11 protein-coding genes are annotated in these 11,985 nt (G+C 59.0%); 8 read left to right on the top strand and 3 right to left on the bottom strand.

All coding sequences use genetic code 11. The features are described 5' to 3' along the window. Positions 1–260: 260 nt before the first annotated feature. The 8 genes from acs to ACR0J0_RS03650 all read left to right on the top strand — a co-directional run bounded on the left by acs (position 261) and on the right by ACR0J0_RS03650 (position 9,681). Positions 261–2,225 (top strand): acetate--CoA ligase, encoded by a 1,965-nt coding sequence (gene acs, locus ACR0J0_RS03685; RefSeq protein WP_480661357.1) that lies wholly within the window; start codon positions 261–263, stop codon positions 2,223–2,225. Positions 2,226–2,232: 7 nt separating this feature from the next. After that, entirely contained in the window at positions 2,233–2,916 is a 684-nt protein-coding gene (locus ACR0J0_RS03680; protein WP_480661356.1) for an adenylate kinase, read from the top strand. 185 nt (positions 2,917–3,101) lie between these two features. Further along, on the top strand, positions 3,102–3,386 hold the full coding sequence (locus tag ACR0J0_RS03675; RefSeq protein ID WP_239337767.1) for a DUF4212 domain-containing protein: 285 nt from the start codon (positions 3,102–3,104) through the stop codon (positions 3,384–3,386). Between the two features lie 5 nt (positions 3,387–3,391). Continuing rightward, positions 3,392–5,176 (top strand): sodium:solute symporter family protein, encoded by a 1,785-nt coding sequence (locus tag ACR0J0_RS03670; protein ID WP_480661355.1) that lies wholly within the window; start codon positions 3,392–3,394, stop codon positions 5,174–5,176. 109 nt (positions 5,177–5,285) lie between these two features. Beyond that, positions 5,286–7,109 carry a DUF294 nucleotidyltransferase-like domain-containing protein gene (locus ACR0J0_RS03665; protein WP_480661354.1) on the top strand — a complete coding sequence of 608 codons (1,824 nt, stop codon included), beginning with the start codon at positions 5,286–5,288 and terminating at the stop codon, positions 7,107–7,109. A 49-nt stretch (positions 7,110–7,158) separates the two neighbouring features. Further along, on the top strand, positions 7,159–7,677 hold the full coding sequence (locus tag ACR0J0_RS03660) for a hypothetical protein (RefSeq protein WP_480661353.1): 519 nt from the start codon (positions 7,159–7,161) through the stop codon (positions 7,675–7,677). Position 7,678: 1 nt separating this feature from the next. Continuing rightward, positions 7,679–9,091, top strand: coding sequence for a 3'-5' exonuclease (locus ACR0J0_RS03655; RefSeq protein WP_480661352.1), 1,413 nt, complete (start codon positions 7,679–7,681; stop codon positions 9,089–9,091). A gap of 89 nt (positions 9,092–9,180) precedes the next feature. Then, a complete protein-coding gene (locus ACR0J0_RS03650; protein ID WP_480661351.1) occupies positions 9,181–9,681 on the top strand; it encodes a flavin reductase family protein in 501 nt (166 codons plus the stop codon). Between the two features lie 3 nt (positions 9,682–9,684). Here the strand turns inward: ACR0J0_RS03650 and ACR0J0_RS03645 are convergent, their stop codons facing one another. From ACR0J0_RS03645 to ACR0J0_RS03635, 3 genes are read right to left on the bottom strand one after another with little or no spacing between them, the layout of a single operon-like run. After that, a complete protein-coding gene (locus tag ACR0J0_RS03645; protein ID WP_480661917.1) occupies positions 9,685–10,164 on the bottom strand; it encodes a DUF6505 family protein in 480 nt (159 codons plus the stop codon). After that, a complete protein-coding gene (locus tag ACR0J0_RS03640) occupies positions 10,164–10,859 on the bottom strand; it encodes a biotin/lipoate--protein ligase family protein (protein ID WP_480661350.1) in 696 nt (231 codons plus the stop codon). The genes ACR0J0_RS03645 and ACR0J0_RS03640 overlap by 1 nt, the downstream gene beginning before the upstream one ends. Continuing rightward, complete coding sequence (locus ACR0J0_RS03635; RefSeq protein WP_480661349.1) at positions 10,856–11,917, bottom strand: Mrp/NBP35 family ATP-binding protein; 1,062 nt, start codon at positions 11,915–11,917, stop codon at positions 10,856–10,858. The genes ACR0J0_RS03640 and ACR0J0_RS03635 overlap by 4 nt, the downstream gene beginning before the upstream one ends. Positions 11,918–11,985: the final 68 nt, after the last annotated feature.

Genomic DNA, 11,985 nt, shown 5'->3' with positions numbered 1-11,985 from the left:
GACGGGCCGCTGCCACTGTAGAATTCCGTTACATCCTAAATGTTGTTTTCATTATTATTTTTCATTTTCTTGAGTTTTTGTTTACAGCTTTCGCGAAATGAAAGAAATGAATTTACAAACTAATCCTGAGATTTCTGTAATTTATTTCATTGTTTTCAGCTCTCCGTATTATTGGAAGCAGGGAGGATATGGGTCGACATTGCCAGTTCAGCAGGCAAAATCGGCCCAGTTCAATATAGTCCAGAGGGAGGAGCCTCAGAATGACAACCGCTGCCCAGGCAGAAGCCACGACCTTTCCGCCGTCCGCCGACACTATAGCCCGTGCGCATGTCAACGCTGAAAAATACAACGAGATGTATGCGGCCTCCATCAATGACCCTGTGGCGTTCTGGGATGAACAAGGCAAGCGGGTGGACTGGATCAAGCCCTACACGCAGGTCAAGGATGTCAGCTATGACTTCGGCTCGGTTGGAATCAACTGGTATGCGGACGGTACGCTGAACGTTTCTGCAAACTGTCTGGACCGCCACCTGAAGACCCGCGGCGATCAGACCGCGATCATCTGGGAGCCGGATGATCCAAACGACGAAGCGCAGCACATTACATATGCCGAGTTGCACCGTCGCACCTGTCGGATGGCCAACATTCTGGAATCGATGGGCGTCCGCAAAGGCGACCGGGTCGTGATCTATCTGCCGATGATCCCCGAAGCCGCCTATGCCATGCTGGCATGCGCGCGGATTGGTGCAATCCATTCGATTGTTTTTGCTGGGTTCTCTCCCGACGCTCTGGCCGCACGGATCAATGGCTGTGACGCGAAGGTTGTCATCACCGCTGACGAAGCACCGCGTGGCGGTCGCAAAACCCCGCTGAAGTCCAACGCGGACGCCGCCCTGCTGCACTGCAAGGACACCGTGAAGTGTCTGGTCGTCAAGCGCACCGGTGGTCAGACCACGTGGATCAACGGTCGTGACTATGACTACAACGAAATGGCGCTTGAGGCGGATGACTACTGCGCGCCTGCTGAGATGAGCGCCGAGGACCCGCTGTTCATCCTTTACACCTCCGGCTCGACCGGTCAGCCCAAGGGTGTTGTGCATACCACTGGTGGTTACCTCGTTTACGCGTCGCTGACCCACGAGATTACGTTCGATTATCACGATGGCGACGTTTACTGGTGTACCGCTGACGTGGGCTGGGTCACCGGCCACAGCTACATCGTCTATGGCCCGCTGGCCAACGGTGCGACGACGCTGATGTTCGAAGGTGTTCCAACCTATCCGGACGCCAGCCGCTTTTGGCAGGTTTGCGAAAAGCACAAGGTGAACCAGTTCTATACGGCTCCGACTGCGATCCGTGCCCTGATGGGTCAGGGTAATGAGTTTGTTGAAAAGTGCGACCTGAGCGACCTGAAGGTCCTTGGAACCGTGGGAGAACCGATCAACCCCGAAGCGTGGAACTGGTACAACGAGGTTGTCGGCAAAGGCAATTGCCCGATCGTGGATACCTGGTGGCAGACCGAAACGGGCGGTCACCTGATGACCCCCCTGCCCGGCGCCCACGCAATGAAACCCGGCTCGGCCATGAAGCCCTTCTTTGGCATCCTACCGGTGGTTCTGGACCCGCAATCCGGCGTCGAGATCAAAGGCGATGGCGTCGAAGGCGTTCTGTGTATCAAAGACAGCTGGCCCGGACAGATGCGCACCGTCTGGGGCGATCACGAGCGTTTCGAGAAGACCTATTTCTCGGACTACAAAGGCTACTACTTCACCGGTGACGGCTGCCGTCGCGATGAGGATGGCGATTATTGGATCACGGGCCGTGTTGACGACGTGATCAACGTCTCGGGTCACCGCATGGGCACGGCCGAGGTCGAAAGTGCCCTGGTCGCACATGCCGCGGTGGCCGAGGCCGCTGTGGTTGGCTATCCCCATGATATCAAAGGGCAAGGTATCTATTGCTATGTCACTCTGATGAATGACCGAGAGCCGTCGGATGAGCTGCTGAAAGAACTGCGCACCTGGGTCCGGACCGAGATTGGTCCGATCGCTTCACCGGATGTAATTCAGTGGGCCCCGGGCCTGCCCAAGACCCGTTCGGGCAAGATCATGCGCCGTATCCTGCGCAAGATAGCCGAGAACGACTTCGGCTCGCTGGGTGACACTTCGACACTGGCCGATCCGTCGGTTGTCGAAGACCTGATCGAAAACCGCGCGAACAAGTGAGGATGTGATGGACGCTGCCACGACCATAACTCCCGCCGTACTGATCCTTCTCGGCCCTCCGGGCGCCGGGAAAGGCACACAGGCGCGGATGCTGGAAGACAAGTTCGGGCTGGTGCAACTCAGCACCGGTGATTTGCTGCGTGCGGCCGTTGCTGCGGGCACCGAGGCGGGCAAGGCCGCGAAGGCGGTGATGGAAGCCGGCGATCTGGTCAGCGACGAGATTGTCATCGCCATCCTGCGCGACCGGCTGGCCGAGCCTGATTGCACCAAGGGCGTAATCCTGGACGGCTTCCCGCGCACCACGGTTCAGGCCGAAGCGCTGGACGGGTTGTTGGCGGAAACCGGGCAGAAAATCAATGCCGCAATCAGTCTTGAGGTCGAGGACGAGGAAATGGTGATCCGCATCTCGGGGCGCTACACCTGCGGCGGCTGCGGCGAAGGTTACCATGATACGTTCAAGGTCCCGAAGGTTGAAGGTGAATGTGACAAGTGCGGCAGCACCGAGTTCAAGCGCCGTGCTGATGACAACGCCGAGACCGTCGCCTCGCGTCTTGCGGCCTATCACGCACAAACCGCGCCGCTGATTACGTATTACCAAGACCATGGCGTTCTGAAAGGCCTGAACGCCATGGGCAATATCGAAGACATCGCTGGCAATCTGGAAAGGATCGTCAGCGACGCGATGAACTAAGGGAAGACGGCCTGCCCTGAATAAGGGCCGAATTCCTAAAGGAAAACTTCAATGGACCCGCCCTGGCGGACCGGAGAAGTCTTGCCTGACGCCAAGCCGGCGTTCGGCATATCGAAAAGCGGCCCCGCGCGCTGGAGGAATAAGACAACGGGCCGCCCTAGGAGGAAGCGAAGGAGGAACCCGCAATGGCGGATCAATCAACAAACTCCGCGCAGACTGCCGAAGCCGACAAAGGCTATTGGCAGGCCAACCTGCGTCTCATCTACATCAGCCTCGTCATCTGGGCGCTGGTGTCTTTTGGATTCGGCATTCTGCTGCGTCCGTTGCTGTCCGGCATCGAAGTCGGCGGCACCGATCTGGGCTTTTGGTTCGCCCAGCAGGGCTCGATCCTGGTCTTTCTGGTGCTGATCTTCAACTACGCCTGGCGCATGAACAAGCTGGACGCTGAATACGGCGTGGATGAGGAGTAAGCAGCATGGACCAGTTTACCATCAACCTGCTGTTTGTCGGCGCGTCCTTTGCGCTGTACATCGGCATCGCGATCTGGGCCCGTGCGGGCTCCACATCCGAATTCTACGCCGCCGGTCGCGGCGTTCACCCGGTCACCAACGGTATGGCGACAGCGGCGGACTGGATGTCTGCGGCCTCGTTCATCTCGATGGCGGGCCTGATTGCCTTTACAGGTTATGACAACTCGACCTTCCTGATGGGTTGGACCGGTGGCTACGTTCTGCTGGCTCTGCTGCTTGCGCCCTACCTGCGTAAGTTCGGCAAGTACACCGTCTCGGAGTTCATCGGCGACCGCTTCTACAGCCAGACCGCACGTGTTGTTGCGGTGATCTGTCTGATCGTCGCGTCGGTGACCTACGTGATCGGTCAGATGACCGGCGTGGGCGTGGCCTTTGGCCGTTTCCTTGAGGTGTCGAACACATCTGGTCTGTTGATCGGCGCCTGTGTGGTGTTTGCCTACGCGGTGTTCGGTGGGATGAAAGGCGTGACCTATACTCAGGTCGCTCAGTACTGCGTGCTGATCACCGCCTACACCATCCCGGCGATCTTCATCTCGCTGCAACTGACCGGTACGCCTGTTCCGGCGCTGGGTCTGTTCAGCGACACTGCAAGTGGTGAGCCGCTGCTGACCAAACTGGACGCAATCGTGACCGAGCTGGGCTTTGCCGAGTACACGGCGCACCACTCGAACACGCTGAACATGGTTCTGTTCACTCTGTCGCTGATGATCGGTACCGCTGGTCTGCCGCACGTGATCATGCGCTTCTTCACCGTGCCGAAAGTGTCTGACGCCCGCTGGTCCGCTGGCTGGACGCTGGTCTTCATCGCGCTGCTTTACCTGACCGCCCCCGCGGTTGGCGCAATGGCCCGACTGAACATCACCGACATGATGTGGCCCAACGGTGGCATCGAAGGTGGCGCTGTTTCGGTTGAAGAGATTGACACCGATCCGCGTTACGACTGGATGCAGACGTGGCAGAAAACCGGCTTGTTGGATTGGGAAGACAAGAACGGCGACGGCAAGATCCAGTACTACAACGATCAGAACGCCGATATGCAGGCGCTTGCGGAAGAAAAAGGCTGGGTCGGTAACGAGCTGACCAAGTTCAACCGCGACATCCTGGTTCTGGCCAACCCCGAGATCGCCAACCTGCCGGGTTGGGTGATCGGTCTGGTCGCTGCCGGTGGTCTTGCGGCTGCTCTGTCGACCGCTGCGGGTCTGTTGCTGGCGATCTCGTCTGCGGTATCCCACGACCTTGTCAAAGGTGCGATCAACCCGCAAATCTCTGAAAAAGGGGAACTGTTGGCGGCGCGGATCGCAATGGCTGTCGCCATCGTTGTTGCAACCTACCTGGGCCTGAACCCACCGGGCTTTGCGGCGCAAACGGTGGCTCTGGCCTTCGGTCTGGCGGCTGCCTCGATCTTCCCGGCGCTGATGATGGGGATCTTCTCGACCCGCATCAACAACACCGGTGCCGTCGCAGGTATGCTGGCTGGTCTGACCGTGACCCTGGTCTATATCTTCCTGCACAAGGGCTGGCTGTTCATTCCGGATACCAACTCGTTCACCGATGCTGACCCGCTTCTGGGTCCGATCAAGTCGACTTCGTTCGGCGCCATCGGTGCGATGATCAACTTCGGCGTTGCTTACGTCGTCGCTGGAATGACCAAAGAGACTCCGCCGGAGATCGTAGAATTGGTCGAAAGCGTGCGTATTCCCCGTGGCGCAGGCGCAGCTCAGAATAAATGAGCATGATGCGGCATATGGTAAACTTCCTTATGCCGCGTTTTTCGATCTACTGTTCCCGCCCGGCACTCAACCGGGCGGGATTTTTCAACCAGAAACCAAGGAGTGACTGATGCCCCTGTCCCATGACCAGATCACCCGGTTTCTAAAGTCCGTACATCCCTATGATGCCCTGCCCCCGGAAACATTAGATCAGGTGGCAAAGCAGATCGAGGTGTGGGAGGTCGACGAGGACTTTCCCGTCTACGAATTGGGCCACACCCTGCCCGGCGTCTTTGTGATCTACGAGGGGCAAGTTGAAATTACCGATGAGAACGACGCCGTCGTGTCCCATCTTGGCCTGCGGAACTCGTTCGGAGAGCGCGGTCTGCTGAAGGACGGTAAGGCCGCTACCAAAGCGCGGGCGCATACGCCATCGGTGTTGCTGGTCCTGCCTCCTGATCTGGTGCGCCAGCTCATTGACGGTCACGAGGTCGTTTCGAAATTCTTCAACCGGACCCGATCGAACCGGTCCGGCCCGCAGAGCCTGGCCACCAGCGCAATTGATGTTCTGATGGCACATAACCCCGCGACCTGCCCACCGGGCACGCCGGTTCAAGAAGCCGCCCGGATGATGCGCGACAGGCACATTTCCTCGCTTTGCGTTACCGAGGCGGATGACCTTCTGGGCATTGCCACCCTGCGCGATATCTCGGGTAAATACGTGGCCAACGGCATGCCCGCCGACACGCCAATCTCGTCGATCATGACGGCAAACCCGATCACACTGTCGCCTTCGGATATCGGTTCGGATGTTCTTCACGTGATGATGGAACGCGGGATCGGCCATATTCCGATCAGCGAGGGTGGACGTCTGGTCGGTATCGTGACGCAGACGGATCTGACCCACTATCAGGCGGTCAACTCGGCCGAACTGGTCCGTCGGATTGCGCAGGCGACGTCAGCGGATCAAATGGCGGTTGTGACCGCTGAAATCCCTCAACTTCTGGTGCAATTGGTTGCTGCAGGGAACCGGCATGAAATCGTAACTCGCCTGATTACCGACATCGCAGACACGGCCACCCGCCGTCTGCTTTCGCTGGCCGAAGACAAGCTGGGCCCCCCACCCGTTCCCTACTTGTGGCTGGCCTGCGGATCGCAGGGGCGGCAGGAACAGACCGGCGTCTCGGATCAGGACAATTGCCTGATGCTGGATGACAGCGTAACCGACGCGGACATGGGGTACTTCGCGGACCTTGCGAAGTTTGTTTCGGACGGTCTCGACACTTGCGGGTATTTCTACTGCCCGGGCGATATGATGGCGACCAATCCGCGGTGGTGTCAGCCAGTGCGTGTCTGGCGCGATTACTTCAGCGGCTGGATCGCCAAACCAGACCCCGAGGCGCAGATGCTCGCCTCGGTCATGTTCGATCTGCGCCCGATTGGCGGTGCCTTCCACCTGTTCGATGATCTGCAGGCCGAAACACTGGCGGCGGCCAAGGCAAACTCGATCTTTGTCGCGCATATGATCTCGAACTCACTAAAGCACACGCCTCCGCTGGGCCTGTTGCGCGGGATTGCCACGATCCGCTCCGGCGAGCATCGCAACACACTGGACCTCAAACACAACGGTGTTGTGCCGGTGGTCGATCTTGCGCGCATCTACAGCCTTCAGGGCCAGTTGACCGAAGCCAATACCAGTGCCCGACTGAAAGCGGCGGGAGCCGCCAATATCCTCAGCCCCTCTGGCGCGCGGGATTTGCTGGATGCTTATGATTTGATTGCCGAAACCCGTCTGGAACATCAGGTCAGGCTTGTAAAAGCAGACCAAAAGCCGGACAATTTTCTGCCTCCTTCAGACCTTTCGGACTTTGAGAGAAGCCATCTTCGGGATGCGTTCGTTGTGGTAAAAACCATGCAATCTGCGGTGGGCCACGGCAAAGGAGTGCTGGGCTAGATCCGGCAAATCAAGATCGGCGGAAGCGCCTGAACTACGGAGAGACATCATGTTTCTGGAACTGATCGGCACCATTTTTGCAGGCTTCGCCTTTGCCGGTATCGTAATGGTGCTGAACAAGCTTACAGGTGGCCGTCTGCCCCGCTGGATAACCCCTGTCGCTGCTGGCTTGGGCATGATCGGCGTGACAATTGCCAGCGAATACTCGTGGTATGACCGGACGCGCGACGCGCTTCCCGAGGGTATGACTGTTATCCAAGAGGTCGAAAGCCGCGCCTTCTACCGCCCCTGGACCTATGCCGTGCCCTTCGTCGACCGCTTTGCCGCCATTGATGCGGGTACCGTGCGCACCAACGAACAAATACCCGAACAGCGTCTGGTTGATCTGTATTTATTCGGTCGTTGGGCCCCGGTTTCGAAACTACCGGTAGCCGTCGACTGCAAGGCATTCAGCCGCGCAAACCTTGCGGACGGAGCCGAATTTGGTGATGACGGCCGCCTGTTGAACGCAGACTGGATCGACGTCACCGCCAACGACCCGATCGTCGAGGCAACCTGCGGAGTGTAACATGTTGACCCGGTTGAGCCTGCGCCTGCGCATCTTTCTGTTCTTCTGCCTTCTGGCTGTGGGGTCGCTTGCAGTCAGCACACTGGCCTTGTGGTTCAGCTATCGGCGCGCCGCGAACCCTGAATTGGCCAACGCTTTCGTGTTTGCGGAAATCGTGATGGCCTTTGGCTTTCTTGCCCTGATAGCGGCGGTCTGGCTTTTGTTTGATGACAACGTCGCCAAGCCAATCGAAAGAATTTCGGCCCAACTTCGGGCGCGGGCGCATGCGGGCGTCAGCGCTGAAATGGACGTGCAGGCCGCGCGATACCTGGGAGATCTGGCGCCTGCAGCAGCCGGACTGGCAGATCAGCTGTCAGACAAAACGATGGATGTGGCACAGGCCGTCGCCGAAGAAACTGCACACCTCGCGGCGGAAAAAAAGCGTCTGACCGCCCTTTTGACGGACATCCCGGTTGCGATGCTGCTGGCCAGCCCGACCCATAAGATTGTTTTGTACGACGGTCAGGCGGCCGAAGTTCTGGCGCAAATTGCGCACCCGCGCCTGAACGCGTCCCTTTTTGAGTACCTGAAGCGTGGTCCGCTGGAGGACGCATACGCAAAACTGGCAAAAACCGGATTTGAGGTCGCCTGCACCCTGACCAGCATCGACGGCACGCAAAGCTATAGCGCGCGTCTGAAACCACTGGGTGATGCGCCGGGATACATGCTGATTTTCGACGACAGCGCGGCCAATATCGCGCCCGAAGCGGCCCGGCCCTTGGTGTACGACTTCAATCTGCTAAGCGCGGCCAGCGATGACGCCTTTGAAAGTCTCGCGCTGCGTGATTTGTGTTTTGTCGTGTTTGACACCGAAACCACCGGCCTGCTGCCTCACAAGGACGAAATCGTTCAGATCGGAGCCGTCCGGGTTATCAACGGGCGCATCGTCGACGGCGAGCGGTTGGACCTGTTGGTCGACCCAGGAATCCCTATCCCACCGGCCTCGACCAAGGTACACAAGATCAGCGACCGGATGGTTCAGGGCGCCCCCGACATCGCCGAGGCTGGTCGCGTTTTGCATCAGTTTGCGCGTGACGCGGTGATCGTGGCCCACAACGCCCCCTTTGACATGGCCTTCCTCCGGCGACATGCCAAGCGTATGAATGTCGAATGGGACCATCCAATCCTGGACACGGTGCTGCTGTCCGCAGTCCTGTTCGGCGCAAGCGACAAACACACTTTGGACGCTTTGTGCGAAAGGCTCGGCGTCACCATTCCTGAAGATCTGCGCCATACGGCGCTGGGGGATGCTGTCGCGACCGCCGAGGCGTTGGTCAGAATGCTGCCGATGCTACAGGCGCGCGGAATGAGGACCTTTGGCCTGGTTATTGAGGCAACACGACAACATGGCCGCCTGTTGGAAGACCTGAACTAAGCTGAAAAATACGCGAGCCGAACTCAGCTTTTCATGGACAATCCCGGCGCGCCATGGCACCTCAGGCGCGGCCACGGGATGAACGCGCAATGACGGAAAAACACTTTACCCCAACTCCGGATCAAAGCATCGCATTTCGCGAAGCGTTGGGGTGTTTCGGCACCGGTGTGACGGTGGTCACCACGAACACTGCGCAGGGACCGCGGGCCATCACGGTCAACTCCTTCGCCTCGGTCTCATTGGCCCCTCCCCTTGTCTTGTGGTGTTTGGCCAAAGAATCCAACCGGTTCGATGACTTCAACGCTAGTCAGCACTACTCGATTCACGTGATGGCGCTGGATCAGCAGGAACAGGCCCTACGGTTTGCGCGCGACGGTCGGGATTTCTCTCATGCCGAGTGGGCACATGATTCCGACGGCAGACCACATCTATCCGGTTGCCTGGCCCGGTTCGATTGTCAGGTCCACGCCCGACATGATGGGGGCGATCACCTGATCCTTGTCGGCGAGGTTCAGAAGGTTATGTACCGCACCGGAGAAGGCCTAATCTTCAAACGCGGCCAATTCGGCGGTTTTGCGGATCTGATCTGACGTCTACTCGTCCAATGACCCGTGAACGGCCAAGGCTTCAAGCTGGGTTTCTTGCGGTATGATTACGCGAAACGCTTCACGCACACCCGTGACAGACAACTCCCGAGCTACGGTCAGCAGAGTATTCGGCCCGTGCTCATCACACAGTTCGGACATATGCGCGACCTCTGCGCGCGCGACATCCATGGCGGCCTCAACCGAAGGTGCGCCATAGAATTGGACAAAGTGCTCGGCCAAGTTCTGGGTAATTCCGTCTAGTTCAGCAGGTTCAACCTGTGTGACCGCGACAAATGTCACACGCCCAAAGGTTTCAACCCCCAGCCAACCGTTTGCAAACGCCTGTCGCGACTTACCTTCCAGATCGCCTTCGCCCCAGTTCGAAAACTCGAACCCACCCGAAATGCACCACTCGCCCGTTCGGGCCGGAGAGTGGAACACGTTCATATCGCTCTCATCGAAATGGATCGCGCGGGCCAGTTTCATCATTCGTTCTCCAACAATTCCGTCAGTGGGCGAAGTTGTGTGTCGGAACCGGAGCGGATCAACATCCCGAACCGCTCATCCGTTCCCAGAAACACGCCTGCTTCCCCGTATGGCTCTCCGACGCCGTTCAATAGGCCCATCCACTCGGCGTGCAGTGGGGCGTTGCCGTCCTCCTGCCAGCGATTGAGCCATGTGAGCATATGACGTGACCAGCTTTCGACAAGCTGCGTTGCCGATACGTCCGCGCAGCCTTCGTCATATAGGGCGGTGACATCCGGCGTTTCTCCCGGCGCATCGCTGGTCTGCAACAGCGCCAGTTCCCAGCCGACGATCAGCCAGTCCGGCTCTGTTTCCACGTCCGTGCCCGAGGCCGCAACGCGGAACATGCCGCATTTCGCGCCATTGACACAAATCAACCCTTCCCAGCCAAGATGAACCGCGACCTCGGGCGGTGCCAAAGCGCCCAGCGCATTCTGAAACCCCACGGCGCAAAGCGGCATCATCGCCATCGCATCGCGCAATAGAACCTCCGGAGCAAAAACGATCGCGACGCGCAGGCGATCTGCCTGAATATTGTAGACTACCGTCCCCGCATCGCAGCCCAGCGCGGCCATCGCCTGCGCGCGCTCGAACGGGTCTTCCCCGCCCTGCACCGGGTGGCCCGTCAGCAAAGGGGGGAAGACCGGCTCGTTCATGCGTTGCCCTTGGCAATCATGTCGCGTGCGATCTTGCGGAAGGACTCAGCCTGCGGACTGTCAGGCTTGCTAACAACAATTGGCGCGCCACCGTCTGCTGCCACACGAATATCCAGATGCAACGGGATTTCACCCAGCAACGGAACGCCCAGCGCCTCAGCCTCGGAGGCGACACCGCCATGACCGAACACATGCTCCTCATGCCCGCAGTTCGAGCAGATATGGGTCGACATATTCTCGATCATCCCGACAATCGGCGTCTTGAGTTGGTTGAACATGTCAATCCCCTTGCGGGCGTCGATCAGGGCGACATCCTGCGGGGTCGATACAACGATGGCACCGTCCACCTTGAACTTCTGACTCAGCGTCAGTTGCACGTCACCCGTGCCCGGTGGCAGATCGACGATCAGAACATCCAGAGCGCCCCACTGCACCTGACTCATCATCTGCTGCAAAGCGCCCATCAGCATTGGACCGCGCCATACAACCGCCTGCCCTTCATTGGTCATCAGCCCCATCGACATCATGGTCACGCCGTGGTTGCGCAGCGGTAGGATTGTCTTCCCATCCGGGCTGGCCGGTCGGCCGGAAACGCCCAGCATTCGGGGTTGCGACGGGCCGTAGACATCGGCATCCAACAGACCGACCCGGCGGCCTTCGGCGGCCAGCGCACAGGCCAGGTTGGCCGACACGGTCGACTTGCCGACGCCGCCCTTTCCCGAAGCGACCGCGATAATCCGGTCCACACCGGGGACAGCCTGCGGGCCGGTTTGCGAGGGTTTCGGCTTAGGCTTCAGATCTGGCGGAGCCTTATCGGAATGCGCGGTCAGCATGGCCGACACCTTGTCGACGCCCTCAACCATCTGAGCGGCCTGTTCAGCGGCAGCGCGGACGGGTTCCATCCGCTCGGCTTGCTTCGGATCGATCTCCAAAACAAAGCGCACCGTGTCGCCTTCAACGTTCAATGCGCGGACAACACCGGCACTTACGATGTCCTGTCCGGAAACGGGGTCGGTGATTTTTCTCAGGTTCGCCAGAACCGCGTCACGAACACTCATGCGTCATTCTCCTTTTGGAACCCGCCTGATAGGGCTCTGCGTATCGACAAGCTGTGGTTGCCGCTCAT

The organism is Ruegeria sp. BF12, assembly GCF_056538705.1.
The sequence above is the reverse complement of the archived record's forward strand: the minus strand, read 5'-3'. Positions and strand labels throughout refer to the sequence as shown.

What these genes read in the sequence shown, in the direction of transcription:
- ACR0J0_RS03670 (WP_480661355.1), top strand. Translation starts at nt 3,392, where the DNA reads ATGGACCAGTTTACCATCAACCTGCTGTTTGTCGGCGCGTCCTTTGCG.
- ACR0J0_RS03635 (WP_480661349.1), bottom strand. Translation starts at nt 11,917, where the DNA reads ATGAGTGTTCGTGACGCGGTTCTGGCGAACCTGAGAAAAATCACCGAC.
- ACR0J0_RS03665 (WP_480661354.1), top strand. Translation starts at nt 5,286, where the DNA reads ATGCCCCTGTCCCATGACCAGATCACCCGGTTTCTAAAGTCCGTACAT.
- ACR0J0_RS03640 (WP_480661350.1), bottom strand. Translation starts at nt 10,859, where the DNA reads ATGAACGAGCCGGTCTTCCCCCCTTTGCTGACGGGCCACCCGGTGCAG.
- ACR0J0_RS03650 (WP_480661351.1), top strand. Translation starts at nt 9,181, where the DNA reads ATGACGGAAAAACACTTTACCCCAACTCCGGATCAAAGCATCGCATTT.
- ACR0J0_RS03645 (WP_480661917.1), bottom strand. Translation starts at nt 10,164, where the DNA reads ATGAAACTGGCCCGCGCGATCCATTTCGATGAGAGCGATATGAACGTG.
- ACR0J0_RS03680 (WP_480661356.1), top strand. Translation starts at nt 2,233, where the DNA reads ATGGACGCTGCCACGACCATAACTCCCGCCGTACTGATCCTTCTCGGC.
- ACR0J0_RS03655 (WP_480661352.1), top strand. Translation starts at nt 7,679, where the DNA reads ATGTTGACCCGGTTGAGCCTGCGCCTGCGCATCTTTCTGTTCTTCTGC.
- ACR0J0_RS03660 (WP_480661353.1), top strand. Translation starts at nt 7,159, where the DNA reads ATGTTTCTGGAACTGATCGGCACCATTTTTGCAGGCTTCGCCTTTGCC.
- acs (WP_480661357.1), top strand. Translation starts at nt 261, where the DNA reads ATGACAACCGCTGCCCAGGCAGAAGCCACGACCTTTCCGCCGTCCGCC.
- ACR0J0_RS03675 (WP_239337767.1), top strand. Translation starts at nt 3,102, where the DNA reads ATGGCGGATCAATCAACAAACTCCGCGCAGACTGCCGAAGCCGACAAA.